Below are 14892 nucleotides of genomic sequence, written 5' to 3' on the forward strand. Positions count from 1 at the left end.
CCGTCGCCGCCAAGGACCTGATCCGTGACACCTGGACGGCCGGCGACGCCGGGTACGACCTGCGGGTGCACCCACGCGGCCGGCCGGCCGCGTGGGCGGCCGGCCGGGGGTGACGCGGGGTCGGGCGTTGTCAGGCCTCGAGGGCCTTGCGCTGGATCTCGTCGAGTTCGGCGCAGCCGAGGGTGCCGAGGTCGAGCAGCTGGTTGAGCAGGTCGCGGTCGAAGGGGGCGCCTTCGGCGGTGCCCTGGACCTCGACGAAGCGGCCGTCCGAGGTGCAGACGATGTTCATGTCGGTCTCGGCGCGGACGTCCTCCTCGTAGCGCAGGTCGAGCATCGGGACGCCGTCGATGATGCCGACGCTGACGGCGCTGACGCCGCCGGTGATGGGCTGGCCCTTGGCGCGCAGGATCTTCTTCTCGCGGGCCCAGGAGACGGCGTCGACGAGCGCGACGTAGGCGCCGGTGATGGCGGCGGTGCGGGTGCCGCCGTCGGCCTGGAGGACGTCGCAGTCGAGGACGAAGGTGTTCTCGGCGAGGGCGCGGTGGTCGATGACGGCGCGCAGGGAGCGGCCGATCAGGCGGCTGATCTCGTGGGTGCGGCCGCCGATCTTGCCGCGGACGGATTCGCGGTCGCCGCGGGTGTTGGTGGCGCGCGGGAGCATGGCGTACTCGGCGGTGACCCAGCCCTCGCCGCTGCCCTTGCGCCAGCGGGGGACGCCTTCGGTGACGCTGGCGGTGCAGAGCACCTTGGTGTCGCCGTAGGAGACCAGGACGGATCCTTCGGCGTGCTTGCTCCAGCCGCGCTCGATGGTGATGGGGCGGAGCTGGTCGGCGGTGCGGCCGTCGATTCGTGACATGGACAACGAGCGTAGTGGTTCCGGGCGTACGCGACGGCCCGCCGCCCCCGGGCGGGGGAGGCGGGCCGTGGTGGTGAGCGGGGGGTCAGCTCACATCATGTCCTCGATGTCGGCGGCGATGGGGTCGGCGTCGGTGCCGATGACGACCTGGATCGCGGTGCCCATCTTGACGACCCCGTGGGCGCCGGCGGCCTTGAGGGCGGCCTCGTCGACCTTGCTCGGGTCGACGACCTCGGTGCGCAGGCGGGTGATGCAGCCTTCGACCTCTTCGATGTTGTCGATACCGCCGAGACCGGCGACGATCTTCTCAGCCTTGGTGGCCATGTCTTTCTCCCTCTGTCGCGGCGCCTCGGCGGGGTGTCGCCAGCGGCCGTACTGCGTGTGCGGTGTGCGGTGGGCGCTGCCGGGGACGGTGACGCCCGATCAGCTGTCGCGCCGTCGGAGCAGCGCGTCAAGCATCACCCGTCTCCGGGCGATATGCCACGTTAGTCCACTTTTGGGCTATTCCGACGCGCAGGCCCGGGGCAGCGGTCCCAGGATGGCGATCACTGGGCCCAGGACCCGGCGCGACCGCCCCATCCGAAGTGGTCTACACCAATACTAGGTGCACTCCGGACAACGCGGGACAGCTCGCCCGCGTTCCCGCCCGGCCTGGCGGGTTCCGGCACTCGGAGGACGACATGAGCTCGGCAGGCGCCACGGTTCCGCAGACGCCCTGGTGGCAGACGTTCTACGGCGGCCTGCAGAAGATGGGCCGCAGCCTCCAGCTCCCGGTGGCCGTCCTGCCCGCGGCCGGCATCCTGAACCGCTTCGGCCAGCCCGACCTGCTCGGCGCGGACGGCCTCGGCTGGGACAACGTCGCCAAGGCCTTCGCGGCGGCCGGCGCGGCCCTGCTGGACGGCTCGCTCGGCCTGCCGCTGCTGTTCTGCATCGGGGTCGCGATCGGCATGGCCAAGAAGGCCGACGGTTCGACCGCGCTGGCCGCGGTGACCGGCTTCCTGGTCTACTACAAGGTCCTCCAGGCCTTCCCCGACCTCAGCGCCTGCAAGGGCGTGGTGGCCGGCACCCAGTGCATCGACTACGCCAAGCAGTCGGCGTCCAACATCGGCTTCCAGAACCCCGGGGTGCTCGGCGGCATCCTGATGGGGTTGATGTCGGCCTGGCTCTGGGTCCGCTTCCACCGCACCAGGCTGGTCGACTGGCTGGGTTTCTTCAACGGGCGGCGCCTGGTCCCGATGATCACCGCCCTGGTCGGCCTGGTCTTCGCGGCGCTCTGCCTGTGGGTCTGGCCGCCGATCGGCGACGCGCTGGAGTCGTTCGCGCAGTGGCTGGCGGACCTGGGCTCGATCGGCTCCGGGCTGTTCGGCGTGGCCAACCGGGCCCTGCTGCTGATCGGCATGCACCAGCTGCTGAACTTCTTCCCATGGTTCCAGTTCGGCACGTACGTCAAGGCGGACGGCACCGAGGTGCACGGCGACATCGCCCGCTTCCTGGCCGGCGACCCGACGGCCGGCCAGTTCATGACCGGCTTCTTCCCGATCTTCATGTTCGCGCTGCCGGCCGCCGCCCTCGCCATCGCGCACAGCGCCAAGCCGCACCGCCGCAAGGAGATCTACGGCCTGATGACCTCGGTCGCACTGACCTCCGCGATCACCGGCATCACCGAGCCGATCGAGTACTCCTTCGCCTACATCGCCCCCGTCCTGTTCATCCTCCACGCCCTGCTCACCGGCGCCTCGATGGCGGTCACCTGGGGGCTCGGCGTGCACGACGGCTTCGCCTTCTCGGCCGGGCTGATCGACTACCTGCTGAACTGGAGCCTCGCCACCAGACCATGGGTGATCATCCCGGTCGGGCTGGGATTCGCGGCCGTCTACTACGCGGTCTTCCGCTTCGTGATCGTGCGGTTCGACGTGAAGACACCCGGCCGCGAGGACGACGACCAGGTCGAGGACGTCACCAAGGCCTGACCGTGCGTCACTTGGGAAATCTTTTGTTGCGCGACTCGCCAAAAGAACTGTTACGGCGGGTAGCCAAGATCGCCAATCCACAACAAGGTTTCGATTTCATAGCGCTTCCCACCTGCGCGGCTTTCCGGGGTTCCTCACCCTGTCCGCACGTGTTAGAAAACTGGTCTACACCACTAGTGGTGTAGACCAGTTCGCGAGTCGGCCCCCGACGCTCCACCCGACGTCCGACCCGCCCTGTCGTGAGGAACCACCCCCATGAGTACGACTGCGCAGGCTCCGGCACCCGCCGCCGCCCCCAAGCCGGGAAAGAAGTTCGGCTCCGGAATCCTTCCCGGCCTGCAGAAGGTCGGCCGCAGCCTCCAGCTGCCGATCGCGGTGCTCCCGGCCGCCGGCATCCTGGCCCGTCTGGGCCAGCCGGACGTGCAGACCAGCTGGCACTTCCCCGCCAAGCTCGTCCAGGTGTTCGGCGCGGCCGGCGGTGCGGTGCTGGACAACCTCCCGCTGCTGTTCTGCGTCGGTGTCGCCATCGGCTTCGCCAAGAAGGCCGACGGTTCGACCGCCCTCGCGGCGCTGGTCGGCTACCTGGTCTTCAAGCAGGTGCTGACCGTCTTCCCGGCCGAGGGCACGGTGACCGCCGCGCTGCCGGCCGGCAAGCCGCAGAACCCCGGGGTGCTCGGCGGGGTGGTGGTGGGCCTGCTGGCCGCCGTCCTGTGGCAGAAGTACCACCGCACCAAGCTGGTGGACTGGCTCGGCTTCTTCAACGGGCGCCGGCTCGTCCCGATCATCATGGCCTTCGTCGGCACCGCGCTGGGCATCCTGTTCGGCCTGTGCTGGGGCCCGATCGGTGACGTCATCTCCGGCGGCAACGACAAGCTGGTGGGCGCGGGCGCGCTCGGCGCCGGCATCTTCGGCCTGGTCAACCGCGCGCTGATCCCGATCGGCATGCACCAGTTCGTCAACACCTACGCGTGGTTCCAGACCGGCAGCTTCACCGACGCCACCGGCAAGGTCGTCAACGGCGACATCAACCGCTTCCTGGCCGGCGACCCGACCGCGGGGCAGTTCCAGTCCGGCTTCTTCCCGATCATGATGTTCGCGCTGCCCGCCGCCGCCCTCGCCATCGCACACGCCGCCCGCCCGGAGCGCCGCAAGGTCGTCCTCGGCATGATGACCTCGCTCGCGCTGACCAGCATCGTGACCGGTGTGACCGAGCCGATCGAGTTCACCTTCCTGTTCATCGCGCCGGTGCTCTACGCGATCCACGCCGTGCTGACCGCGCTGTCGATGGCCGTCACCTGGGCGCTCGGGGTGCACGACGGCTTCAGCTTCTCGGCCGGCCTGATCGACTACGTGATCAACTGGCACCTCGCGAGCAAGCCGCTGCTGATCATCCCGATCGGCCTGGTCTTCGGCGCGATCTACTACGCGGTGTTCCGCTTCGCGATCGTGAAGTTCAACCTCAAGACGCCCGGCCGCGAGAGCGACGAGGAGATCGAGGACGTCACCAAGGCCTGACCGCCACCCGCTCCCCCGGTGCCCCGTCGCGTCCCCGTGCGGCGGGGCACCGGTGTCCGCGCGGGCGGCGGCAGGCGGCGGGCGGATTTCTTTGCCGAACGGTCGACCAACGGGCGGGCCCCGCCCGGTAGCGTCCTTCGCATCCGTTGCTTCCGAGGCCCGTGAGGGGTGTGTTCGGCGTGCGTGTGACCGACCTGGTGGAGACGGCCGCGGGGCTGCCCGTGGCGTGGAGTTCGCAGCTGCTCGGCGAGGTGGGGGCGGCGGGGGTGAAGGTGCTGCGGATGGACGGGCGCCCGGTCCCGTCGGAGGTGCACACCACCACCGAGGCCCTGCTGGTGCTCGACGGACAGCTGGAACTCGCCCTGGAGGGCCGCGAGTTGTCGGTGCGAGCCGGTGAGCTGTGCCTGGTGCCGGGCGGGCACCGGCACGCGGTGCGGGCCGGCAGCTCGGGCACCCTGGTGATCGTCGAGGTGGCGGACCGGCCGGCGGCCGGCGCCGGCGATCAGAACCGGTAGACGGCGCCGGGTCTGGCGAGCTCCACCGGACCGCGGTAGGCGGCCTCGGCGTCGCGGAGGTTGCGCTGGGCGTCCGTCCACGGCGGGATGTGGGTGAGCACCAGGCGCTTGGCGCCGGCGGCGGTGGCGTGCTCGCCGGCCTCCCGGCCGTTGAGGTGGACGGCCTGGTAGGTGTCCTTGCCGTCGGTGTAGGCGGCCTCGCACAGGAACAGGTCGGCGCCGGTGGCCAGCTCGACCAGGTCGGCGCTCTCGCCGGTGTCGCCGGAGTAGACGATCGCGTGGCCGCCGTGCTCGATCCGGAAGGCGTACGCCTCGACCGGGTGGTTGACCTGGACCGTGGTGATCCGTAGCGGTCCGAGGTCGAAGGTGCCGGGCTTGAGGGTGCGGAACTCGAAGACCTCGGTCATACCGGGCTCCTCCGGCATGTCGTAGGCGCGGGCGAGCCGTTCGGGGGTTCCGGCCGGGCCGTACACCGGCACCGGGTCGGGGCAGCCCTCCACCCGGTAGTTGCGGGCGACCCAGTAGGCGCACAGGTCGACGCAGTGGTCGGCGTGCAGGTGGCTGAGGAGCACGGCGTCGACGTCGTACAGGCCGACGTAGTTCTGCAGGGCGCCGAGCGCCCCGTTGCCGAGGTCGAGCACGGCCCGGAAGCCGTCGGCCTCCACCAGGTAGCTGGAACAGGGCGAGTCGGCGGACGGGAAGCTCCCCGAGCACCCCACCACGGTCAGTTGCATGCCGAGCCCCTCCGCCCCGATGGTCATTGGTCCCGCAGGGGGTCGGCGTGGGCTGCCCCGGTACGGTCGTTGCGTGTCGAGGGTAAGGGCCGGACGGCACTTTGCCCCCGTCCCCGTGCCGCGCTGTGGCTGGAATCACCAGAACGGGCCGGGGGCGCGGGCGGGCGTTCGACGGAGGGTCAGCGGTGCCCGGGACGGTTGCGGGCCCAGGCTCTGATGGTGTCGGGGTACCAGCGGGGGTGCCCGTTGCCGTCGGTCAGGTCGGGTTCGGGGAGCAGGCCGTGCCGGCGGTAGTTGCGGACGGTCTCGGACTGGACGTTGATGTGCCGGGCGATCTCGGCGTAGGACCACAGGTCGTTGCTGCTGGGGCTCATCTGGTCACCACCTTCGGACCGAGGTCCCGAGCGGTGCTCGGGTTGTCGTGATCAGCTTTTCCGGGGCGGCCGCGATCCCCGGGCCCGGCCGGACGCCGTCGCCGTTCCGTGACCGATCAGCAGCACGGAACGGACAAATCGTCGAATGTCACAGCCGCGGCCCGGCCCGGTACGGTCGGCGGATGGACCGATCACTGACCCTGTCGTTGCTGCTGGCCGCGGGCGCGGTGGCGCTGCTGCTGGCCGTCCGGTGGTGGCTCCGGCGCTCGCGGCGGCGGGCCGCCCCGGCGCGCGCACCGCGGCCGGGACGGCCCGCGCCCCGGGAGATCTGGTGGGCGCAGGTGCCGTTCGAGGACGGCCCGGGCGGCAAGGACCGGCCGTGCCTGGTGCTGCGGGTGCGGCCGCGGACCGCGCTGGTCGCCAAGATCACCACCAAGCACCACGCCGAACGGCCCGGGGTGCTGCGGCTGCCGGCCGGCTCGGTCGGTGACCGGCAAGGGCGGGCGAGCTGGCTCGAGACGGACGAGCTGCGCGAGGTGCCGCTCGCGGACTTCCGGCGCCGGGTCGGCCCGGTGGAGGAACGGATCTGGGCCGAGGTGGTCCGCCGGGCCCGGCACTGAGACGCCGCGGGCGCCGCACCCGGCGGGGTGCGGCGCCCACGGGGCGACGGCGGACTCAGGCCCAGAGCTGGCCCTGCAGTGCCTCGACCGCGGCCTCGGTCGACTCCGCGGTGTAGATGCCGGTGGACAGGTACTTCCACCCGCCGTCGGCGACCACGAAGGCCACGTCCGCGCGTTCGCCGGCCTTGGCCGCCTTGCGGGCGACCCCGATCGCGGCGTGCAGGATGGCCCCGGTGGAGACGCCGGCGAAGATGCCCTCCTGCTGGAGCAGTTCCCGGGTGCGCCGGACGGCGTCGGCCGAGCCGACCGAGAAGCGGGTGGTGAGCACCTCGGCGTCGTACAGCTCGGGCACGAAGCCCTCGTCCAGGTTGCGCAGCCCGTAGACCAGGTCGTCGTAGCGCGGCTCGGCGGCGACCACCTGGACGCCGGGGACCTTCTCGCGCAGGAACCGGCCGACGCCCATCAGGGTGCCGGTGGTGCCGAGACCGGCGACGAAGTGGGTGATCTCGGGGAGGTCGGCGAGGATCTCCGGCCCGGTGCCCCGGTAGTGGGCGCCGGCGTTGTCCGGGTTTCCGTACTGGTAGAGCATCACCCAGTCGGGGTGCTCGGCCGCGATCTCCTTGGCGATCCGCACCGCGGTGTTGGAGCCGCCCGCGGCGGGCGACGGGATGATCTCCGCGCCCCACATCCGGAGCAGCTCGCGCCGCTCCTCGCTGGTGTTCTCCGGCATCACGCAGACCATCCGGTAGCCCTTGAGCTTGGCGGCCATGGCCAGCGAGATGCCGGTGTTGCCGCTGGTGGGCTCCAGGATGGTGCAGCCGGGGGTGAGCAGGCCCGCGGCCTCGGCCCGCTCGATCATGTGCAGGGCCGGACGGTCCTTGATCGAGCCGGTCGGGTTGCGGTCCTCCAGCTTGGCCCAGAGGGTGACCAGCCCGTGGTCGTTGCCGGGGACGGCGGCCGAGATCCGGGGCAGCCGCACCAGCGGGGTGTTGCCGACCGCTTCGATCGGGCTGTCGTAGCGCATCGGGCGGCGGCTCAGCGGGCGCCGCCGGCCACGGCCGGCAGGATGGTGACGCTGTCGCCGTCGGTGATCTCGGTGGCGATGCCGTCCAGGAAGCGGACGTCCTCGTCGTTCAGGTAGACGTTGACGAAGCGGCGCAGCTCGCCGGCGTCGAGCAGGCGCTCGGCGATGCCCGGGTGGCGGGCGTCGAGGTCGGTGAAGAGTTCCCCGAGGTTGGCGCCGGTGCCCTCGACGGCCTTGGCGCCGTCGGTGTAGGTACGGAGGATGGTCGGGATGCGGACCTCGATGGCCATGGCTGCGCTCCTGTGGAGGTGGGTCGGGTGGGCCGCACGGGGCGCGGCAGGGGAGTGGCCCCGGTCGCTGCCGGGGTGGGCGGTGCCGAAGTCAGCTGGCGTCGGCGGTGCCGGGACAGATCGCACTGGCGAGCCGGCACAGGTCGACGTGCAGGCGCGCCACGAGGCGGATGCCCGGGGCCTGGTTGCTCACATCGACGGAACGCATGGGCTCATCGTATAGATTCCCGCCCCCGGTCCGGCAGCTGCGTCTCGGGATCCGGTCGTTTCCGTATCCGATGCTGAGACTTGGCAGGACCCCGGGCAGGCCGCGGGCAGGCCGCCCGGCTCCGGGCGGGGCGACCCGGCCGGTCCGGGGTCCGGGGTCCGGGGTCCGGCGGGGGCGGCCGGGCTCAGGCGGCGTGGTCCGCCACCACCTCGACGTCTTCCTCCGTGATCACGCCGTCCACGATGCGGAACGAGCGGAACTGGTACGGGTCGCTCTCCCCGTTGCCCTCGGCGGTGGAGACCAGCACGTAGTGGGCGCCGGGCTCGGAGGCGTACGAGACGTCGGTACGGGACGGGTAGCCCTCGGTGGCGGTGTGCGAGTGGTAGATCACCACCGGCTCCTCGTCGCGGTCGTCCATCTCGCGGTAGAGCTTGAGCAGGTCGCCGGAGTCGAACTCGTAGAAGGTGGGCGAGCGGGCCGCGTTGAGCATCGGGATGAACCGCTCGGGCCGTCCGCTGCCGGCCGGTCCGGCGACCACGCCGCAGGCCTCGTCCGGGTGGTCGGCGCGGGCGTGGGCGACGATCGCGTCGCGCAGTTCTCGGGTGATGGTCAGCATGCGGTCAGGATAGCCAGGCCCGTCCGGCCGTCGCGGGGTGCGTTCGACGGCCGGACGGGCGACCCGGTCCAGCAGTCGGACCGGGGGTCGGTGGGTGCCGGATCAGCCGCGCGGGGCGGCCTGCGGGCGGGGCTCCGGGTGAGCGTCCCGGCGGGCTTCCGGAGGTCCCGGGTGGGCGAGGACGGCCTGCGGCCTGACCCGCTTGAGCACCTGGTAGCCGACCACCAGGGCGGCGGCCCAGACGGGGAAGACGTACAGCGAGATCCGGGAGTCCTCGTCGATCGCGATCAGCACCACGACCAGGACCAGGAAGGCGAGCGCGAGCCGGCTGGGCCAGGCCCCGCCGGGCGCCTTGAAGGTGGGCGCCGGGAGGTCGCCGCGCTGCCAGGCGCGGCGGTAGCGGAGCTGGGCGACCAGGATGACGGCCCAGGTCCACAGGCCGCAGACGGTGGCGACGGAGGTGATGTACTCGAACGCCTTGGCAGGGACCAGGTAGTTGAGCACCACGCCGAGGCCCATCAGCAGCGCCGAGACGGTGATCGCCAGGGCCGGGGTGCGGCGGGAGTTGAGCGCGGTGAGCCGGCCGGGCGCCTGGCCGCGCTGGGCGAGGTCGCGCAGCATCCGGCCGGTCGAGTACATCCCGGAGTTGCAGGAGGACAGCGCCGCGGTGAGCACCACGAAGTTGATGATGCCGGCGGCGGCCGGGATTCCGATCTTGCCGAAGGCCGCCACGAACGGGCTGACGCCGGGGCTGAACTCCCGCCAGGGGACCAGGGCCAGAATGATCGTCAGCGCACCGATGTAGAACAGCATGATCCGCCAGGGCAGGGTGTTGATGGCCCGTGGCAGGTTCTTCTCCGGCTCGGCGCTCTCCCCGGCGGTGACGCCGACCAGTTCGACGCCGAGGTAGGCGAACATCACGATCTGCAGGGTCATCACGGTGGAGCCGATGCCCTTGGGGAAGAAGCCGCCGTCCGCCCACAGGTTGCCGACCGAGGCGGTGTCGGCGGCGTCGCTGAAGCCGAGGGTGAGGACCCCGACGCCGATCAGGATCATGCCGATGATCGCGGTGACCTTGACCATCGAGAACCAGAACTCGATCTCGCCGAACAGCTTCACCGAGATCAGGTTGGCCGCGTAGAGGATCACCAGGAAGACCAGCGCGCTGGCCCACTGCGGGATGCCGGGCGCCCAGAAGCGCACGTAGACCGCGGCGGCGGTGGTCTCCGCCATGCCGGTGACCACCCAGAACAGCCAGTACGTCCAGCCGGTCACATAACCCGCGAACGGGCCCAGGAACTCGCGGGCGTACTCGGCGAAACTGCCGGACACCGGGCGGTAGGTGAGCAGTTCGCCGAGCGCCCGCATGATCACGAAGATCACCAGGCCGGCCACCGCGTAGCTGAGGATGAGGCTCGGGCCGGCCTTGGAGATGGCGGTACCGGCGCCGAGGAAGAGGCCGGTGCCGATGGCGCCGCCGATCGCGATCATCTGGATCTGACGGCTGCCCAGACCGCGCTCGTAGCCCTCGTCCCCCTCGGACCGGACCTCGGTCATCTCGTCCTGGGCCTGGTCGGCCATGGCCACCCTCCTTCTGCTCGCGGGGCGAGGGGAAGTCGTATCACGGTATGACCGGATACCGGTGGGTATCTGAGCGCCATTTGAGCATGACAGGTACGGATATCGAGCTCTTTGTCCGTATTGACGCGAAATCCCGTCCACCATGCGGACTCTCCGCCGGTGGACGGGACATCGGGGTACGGACCGGCACGGACGGGCGCGGGCGTGCAGGGGGACCGGCTCAGCCGGTCATCGCGTCGAGCAGGGTCTCCTGCAGTTGGCCGAGCCAGACGTAGGCCATCACCAGGGGCTTGCGCTCGTCGGTGTCCGGCAGTCGGTAGAGGCCCTGCTCGTCCTCCTCGGTGATCTCCAGTCGGCTGCCGAGGGTGAGCCGCAGGTCGTTGAGGGCACCGAGCCAGTGCCGGCAGTCCCCGGCCGGGACCTGGAGCACCCCGCCGTCCTCGCCCAGGCCGTCGAGGGAGCGCACCACGGCCAGCGCGTCGTCGCGCTTGCGGGCCCGCAGGTCCACCTCGGTGTAGCGGCGGAACTCGCCCGCCATGGCGCGGGTCTCCTCGTCGGCCCGCTCCCCCGGCTCGCCGTACGCGTCGGGGAAGAGCCGGGCCAGCGCCGGGTCCTCGGGCGCCTCGGTGGGGCCCTCGGCGAACAGCGCCGCCAGCGGGTCGTCGCCCGCACCGCCCGGTCCGGGCCCGATCAGCTCCAGCATCTGCACCTCGAGGGTGCGCAGGATGGAGGCCTCGACCTCGTCCAGCGCGATCACCGCGCTGCCGCCGCCGGCGCTCTCGAACAACCCAGCCATGTGTCCTGATCAGCCTGTCTGCTTGGTGGTGGTGAGGGGCCTGATGGCCGTACGGGGTCAGTCGTGCTGGAGGGTCGCCCACAGACCGTAACCGTGCATCGCCTGGACGTCCCGCTCCATCTCCTCGCGGGTACCGCTGGAGACCACCGCGCGACCCTTGGTGTGCACGTCCATCATCAGCTGCCTGGCCTTGTCCTTCGGGTAGCCGAAGTAGGCCTGGAACACGTACTGGACGTAACTCATCAGGTTGACCGGGTCGTTGTGGACGATGGTGACCCAGGGTGTGTCGGGCTCCGTCACCGGCAGGCCCTCGACCTCAGGGCGCTCGATCTCCACCGGGGCGACACTCACGACTGCTTCTCCCTCACCCGACACGACGTCCTCTGCCTCTCATGCTTCCATCCGGGGGACGCGCGAGCGAATCCGGGTCAACACGCCGGAGAGAAATCGTCAGACTGACGCTAAGTGGTAGTAGCATCATCATCATGGACGCCATCACCGCGAGCCGGTCCACCGCGCTGCTCACCGACCGGTACGAACTCACCATGCTGCAGGCCGCCCTCCGCAGCGGCGCCGCCCACCGGCGCTCCGTCTTCGAGGTGTTCACCCGCCGCCTGCCGAACGGCCGCCGCTACGGCGTGCTGGCCGGCACCGGCCGGGTGCTGGACGCGGTGGAGGCCTTCCGCTTCACCACGCCGCAACTGGACTGGCTCTCCGACCAGCGGGTGGTGGACGAGCCCACCCTGCGGTTCCTGGCCGACTACCGCTTCCGCGGCGACATCCACGGCTACCCGGAGGGCGAGGTCTACTTCCCCGGCTCGCCGCTGCTGACCGTCGAGGGCAGCTTCGCCGAGGCGGTGATCCTGGAGACGCTGATCCTGTCGATCCTCAACCACGACTCCGCCATCGCCGCCGCGGCCTCCCGGATGACCGCCGCCGCGGGCGAGCGCCCGTGCATCGAGATGGGCGCCCGGCGCGCCCACGAGGGCGCCGCGGTCGCCGCCGCCCGGGCCGCCTACATCGCCGGCTTCGGCGCCACCTCCGACCTGGAGGCCGGCTTCACCTACTCCATCCCCACCACCGGCACCGCCGCGCACGCCTTCACCCTGCTGCACGACAGCGAACGGGACGCCTTCACCGCCCAGATCGACTCGATGGGCCGCGGCACCACCCTGCTGGTCGACACCTACGACCTGGCCGAGGCCGTCCGCACCGCCGTCGAGGTGGCCGGCCCGGGCCTCGGCGCGGTCCGGATCGACTCCGGCGACCTGACCCTGCTCGCCCACCGGGTCCGCCGCCAGCTGGACGACCTGGGCGCCACCGGCACCAGGATCATCGTCACCTCCGACCTGGACGAGTACGCCATCGCCGCGCTGGCCGCGGCCCCGGTCGACGGCTACGGCGTGGGTACCAGCCTGGTCACCGGCAGCGGGCACCCCACCTGCGCGATGGTCTACAAGCTGGTCGCCCGGGCCGCCGGCCCCGAGGGCGATCTCGTGCCGGTGGCCAAGCGCTCGGCCGGCGGGAAGACCAGCGTCGGCGGACGCAAGTGGGCCGCCCGGCGCCCCGACGCGGACGGCGTCGCCGAGGCCGAGGTGGTCGGGCTCGGGCCGGTCCCCGCGGAGCTGGAGCCGTACCTGCTGCACGTCCCGCTGGTCACCGCGGGCAAGGTGGTCGGCCGGGAACCGCTGGAGGCCGCCCGCGAGCGCCACCTGCGGGCCAGGGCCGGACTGCCGCTCTCCGCGACCCAGCTCTCCAAGGGCGAGCCGGTGATCGTCACCGAGCAGCCGCCGACGGCCGCAACGGCCGGGCCGCAGGGGCGCACGACTCTTTCGCCTACGCGCGTCACTCCCTAGAGTTCATACCCCCGGTGCGCCCGGCCCCGACACCCGGCGCCGCCCCCGGCAACACAACGTCACCGAGAAACGAGAGAAGCCAGCCATGCACCGCGCCCTGATCGTCGTCGACGTGCAGAACGACTTCTGCGAGGGCGGCAGTCTGGCCGTGTCCGGCGGCGCCGAGGTCGCCGCCGCGATCACCGACCTGATCGCCGAGTCCGCCGCCGGCTACACCCACATCGTCGCCACCCGGGACCACCACATCGACCCCGGGGAGCACTTCTCCGCCGAGCCCGACTACGTCCACTCCTGGCCGGTGCACTGCGTGGCGGGCACCGAGGGCGTGGGGTTCCACCCGAACTTCGCGCCGTCGGTGACCTCGGGCGCGATCGAGGCGGTCTTCGACAAGGGCTCGTACTCGGCCGCGTACAGCGGATTCGAGGGCAGCAACGAGAACGGGCAGGGGCTGGCCGACTGGCTGCGGTCACGGAACGTGGTGGAGGTCGACGTGGTCGGCATCGCGACCGACCACTGCGTCCGGGCGACCGCCCTCGACGCCGCCCGGGAGGGCTTCACCACCCGGGTCCTGCTCGACCTCACCGCTGCGGTGGCCGCCCCGACGACGGCGGCGGCGCTGGAGGAACTCCGGCTCGCCGGGGTGGAGTTGACCGGAGAACCGGTGGTTCGCGGCTGACCTCCGCGGGCCGCGCCTGCGCGGCGGCGGGGGCTGGGTGCCGGGGCTGGGAGTTGGGCTCGGTACTGAGTGCCGGGCACCGGGAACCGGGTGCTCGGGGCTGGGCGCTGGTGCCGGGTACGGGGGGTACTGCGTGCCGGGTACTGCGCGCCGGGTGCCGGCGCCGGTGTGCTGCTCGGCCTGCGTCGCAGGCCCGTGGCGGACGGACCCCGGCCGGGGCCCGGCGGTCAGCGCTCGGTCACCAGCAGCTCGATCACATCCTCGCCGCCGGCGCGGAACGCCTCCCGCAGCTCACCGCCGACCGCGTCCGGCTCGGCGGCGAGCCGCTGCCCGGACACGTGGACCACCCGCACCCCCAGGTACTCCATCCGGTGCTGGCCACCACGCACCCAGGCCGCCTCGCCCTCGCTGACGCAGCGCAGGTCCGAGTCCACCTCGACCGCGACCCCCACCTGCGGCCAGTACAGGTCCGGCACGGCGACGTAGGTGCCGCCGCGCATCCGCAGCTCCGGGCCGGCCAGCGGGGCCGGCAGCAGCCACTCGTCGATCAGCTCGCCCAGCCGGTCCAGCACCGACTCCCGTTCGGCGGCCAGCAGTTCGTCCAGCGCGGCCCGCACCCGGGCCTCCTCCAGCAACCCGGCCTCGGCCAGTTCGGTGGACAACTCCCGCAGCCCGCCGCCCGATCCGATCCGGGAGACGGCCTCGCGGAGCACCGAGCGCAGCAGCCCGGGGCCGATCACCCCGGCGTCGAAGGCACCCGCGTCCGTCCACTCCCGGATCGCGTCGCAGACCGCCCGGGCCACCGGTGCGCAGGCCAGCCCGTGCACCGAGCGCGCCACCAACTCCCTTTCGGTGCGCCGGATCCGCACCTCACCGGCGTCCCGCAGCCGGCGCTGCCGGGGCACCAGCACCTCGACCCCGGTGACGGCGGGCAGCCGGGGCATCGAGACGAAGCCGTACAGCGCCAGCGCCGCCGCGCCGGTGATCACGGCGCCCTCCCGGCCGCCCTCGTCCCGCCCGTTCTGCGCGGCGTACAGCAGCGCGGCCCACATCCGCTGCTCCGGGGTCGGCTCGCTCTCCTGCAGCAGGTACACCCGCGGCAGCATCCGGCGCCAGGGCCCGCCACGCCGGCAGTGCTCGCTGACCACCCGCGTCGGCACGCCACGGGCCCGCAGCTGACTGGCCGTGATCACGTTCTGCTGCCGCCGGGCCAGCTCTTCGAGGGACAAGGACTGGGAGGGAATCTGGTAGCTCATGCCGA

At 71.9% G+C, this 14892-nt stretch carries 18 protein-coding genes; 6 read left to right on the forward strand and 12 right to left on the reverse strand.

What is annotated here, in order from left to right; translation table 11 throughout:
• Positions 1-130 precede the first annotated feature (130 nt).
• Complete coding sequence (rph, locus tag AB0D08_RS10495) at positions 131-856, reverse strand: ribonuclease PH (protein WP_033823835.1); 726 nt, start codon at positions 854-856, stop codon at positions 131-133.
• Positions 857-946: 90 nt separating this feature from the next.
• On the reverse strand, positions 947-1180 hold the full coding sequence (locus tag AB0D08_RS10500; protein ID WP_030569190.1) for a PTS glucose/sucrose transporter subunit IIB: 234 nt from the start codon (positions 1178-1180) through the stop codon (positions 947-949).
• 356 nt (positions 1181-1536) lie between these two features.
• Between AB0D08_RS10500 and AB0D08_RS10505 the strand changes: the two genes are divergently transcribed.
• From AB0D08_RS10505 to AB0D08_RS10515, 3 genes are all read left to right on the forward strand, one after another.
• Positions 1537-2826 carry a PTS transporter subunit EIIC gene (locus AB0D08_RS10505; protein ID WP_033823836.1) on the forward strand — a complete coding sequence of 430 codons (1290 nt, stop codon included), beginning with the start codon at positions 1537-1539 and terminating at the stop codon, positions 2824-2826.
• A gap of 255 nt (positions 2827-3081) precedes the next feature.
• A complete protein-coding gene (locus tag AB0D08_RS10510; protein WP_033823837.1) occupies positions 3082-4341 on the forward strand; it encodes a PTS transporter subunit EIIC in 1260 nt (419 codons plus the stop codon).
• Between the two features lie 179 nt (positions 4342-4520).
• Positions 4521-4856, forward strand: a complete 336-nt coding sequence (locus AB0D08_RS10515) for a cupin domain-containing protein (protein WP_359887638.1) — start codon at positions 4521-4523, stop codon at positions 4854-4856.
• Here AB0D08_RS10515 and AB0D08_RS10520 read toward each other — a convergent pair.
• Together AB0D08_RS10520 and AB0D08_RS10525 are read right to left on the reverse strand one after the other, a co-directional pair.
• Positions 4844-5590, reverse strand: a complete 747-nt coding sequence (locus AB0D08_RS10520; protein ID WP_033823842.1) for an MBL fold metallo-hydrolase — start codon at positions 5588-5590, stop codon at positions 4844-4846. The genes AB0D08_RS10515 and AB0D08_RS10520 overlap by 13 nt on opposite strands.
• A gap of 179 nt (positions 5591-5769) precedes the next feature.
• Complete coding sequence (locus AB0D08_RS10525) at positions 5770-5964, reverse strand: MerR family transcriptional regulator (RefSeq protein ID WP_033823838.1); 195 nt, start codon at positions 5962-5964, stop codon at positions 5770-5772.
• 182 nt (positions 5965-6146) lie between these two features.
• Here AB0D08_RS10525 and AB0D08_RS10530 point away from each other — a divergent pair, with 182 nt between their 5' ends.
• The gene (locus AB0D08_RS10530; RefSeq protein ID WP_359887640.1) at positions 6147-6584 is read left to right on the forward strand and encodes a type II toxin-antitoxin system PemK/MazF family toxin; all 438 of its coding nucleotides are present in this window, start codon (positions 6147-6149) and stop codon (positions 6582-6584) included.
• Positions 6585-6639: 55 nt separating this feature from the next.
• On the opposite strand, the gene AB0D08_RS10535 is transcribed toward AB0D08_RS10530, so the two are convergent.
• From AB0D08_RS10535 to clpS, 7 genes are all read right to left on the reverse strand, one after another.
• Complete coding sequence (locus AB0D08_RS10535) at positions 6640-7608, reverse strand: cysteine synthase (protein ID WP_033821652.1); 969 nt, start codon at positions 7606-7608, stop codon at positions 6640-6642.
• Positions 7609-7619: 11 nt separating this feature from the next.
• Positions 7620-7898 (reverse strand): MoaD/ThiS family protein, encoded by a 279-nt coding sequence (locus tag AB0D08_RS10540; protein WP_033821651.1) that lies wholly within the window; start codon positions 7896-7898, stop codon positions 7620-7622.
• 91 nt (positions 7899-7989) lie between these two features.
• Entirely contained in the window at positions 7990-8106 is a 117-nt protein-coding gene (locus AB0D08_RS10545; RefSeq protein WP_359887644.1) for a putative leader peptide, read from the reverse strand.
• Positions 8107-8290: 184 nt separating this feature from the next.
• On the reverse strand, positions 8291-8722 hold the full coding sequence (locus tag AB0D08_RS10550) for a M67 family metallopeptidase (RefSeq protein ID WP_033821650.1): 432 nt from the start codon (positions 8720-8722) through the stop codon (positions 8291-8293).
• Positions 8723-8824: 102 nt separating this feature from the next.
• Entirely contained in the window at positions 8825-10303 is a 1479-nt protein-coding gene (locus tag AB0D08_RS10555) for an amino acid permease (protein ID WP_359887647.1), read from the reverse strand.
• Between the two features lie 220 nt (positions 10304-10523).
• Positions 10524-11099: a DUF2017 domain-containing protein gene (locus tag AB0D08_RS10560; RefSeq protein WP_033821649.1), complete on the reverse strand. Its 576-nt coding sequence runs from the start codon at positions 11097-11099 to the stop codon at positions 10524-10526.
• A gap of 57 nt (positions 11100-11156) precedes the next feature.
• On the reverse strand, positions 11157-11450 hold the full coding sequence (gene clpS, locus AB0D08_RS10565) for an ATP-dependent Clp protease adapter ClpS (RefSeq protein ID WP_033821648.1): 294 nt from the start codon (positions 11448-11450) through the stop codon (positions 11157-11159).
• 134 nt (positions 11451-11584) lie between these two features.
• Between clpS and AB0D08_RS10570 the strand changes: the two genes are divergently transcribed.
• Both AB0D08_RS10570 and AB0D08_RS10575 read left to right on the forward strand, forming a co-directional pair.
• Positions 11585-12955, forward strand: a complete 1371-nt coding sequence (locus AB0D08_RS10570; protein WP_359887651.1) for a nicotinate phosphoribosyltransferase — start codon at positions 11585-11587, stop codon at positions 12953-12955.
• 85 nt (positions 12956-13040) lie between these two features.
• Positions 13041-13631 carry an isochorismatase family protein gene (locus AB0D08_RS10575; RefSeq protein WP_033821647.1) on the forward strand — a complete coding sequence of 197 codons (591 nt, stop codon included), beginning with the start codon at positions 13041-13043 and terminating at the stop codon, positions 13629-13631.
• Positions 13632-13858: 227 nt separating this feature from the next.
• Here the strand turns inward: AB0D08_RS10575 and AB0D08_RS10580 are convergent, their stop codons facing one another.
• Complete coding sequence (locus AB0D08_RS10580; RefSeq protein ID WP_051812910.1) at positions 13859-14887, reverse strand: hypothetical protein; 1029 nt, start codon at positions 14885-14887, stop codon at positions 13859-13861.
• Positions 14888-14892 lie beyond the last annotated feature (5 nt).

It is taken from the genome of Kitasatospora sp. NPDC048540 (assembly GCF_040651175.1).
Taxonomy (GTDB): Bacteria; Actinomycetota; Actinomycetes; order Streptomycetales; family Streptomycetaceae; genus Kitasatospora.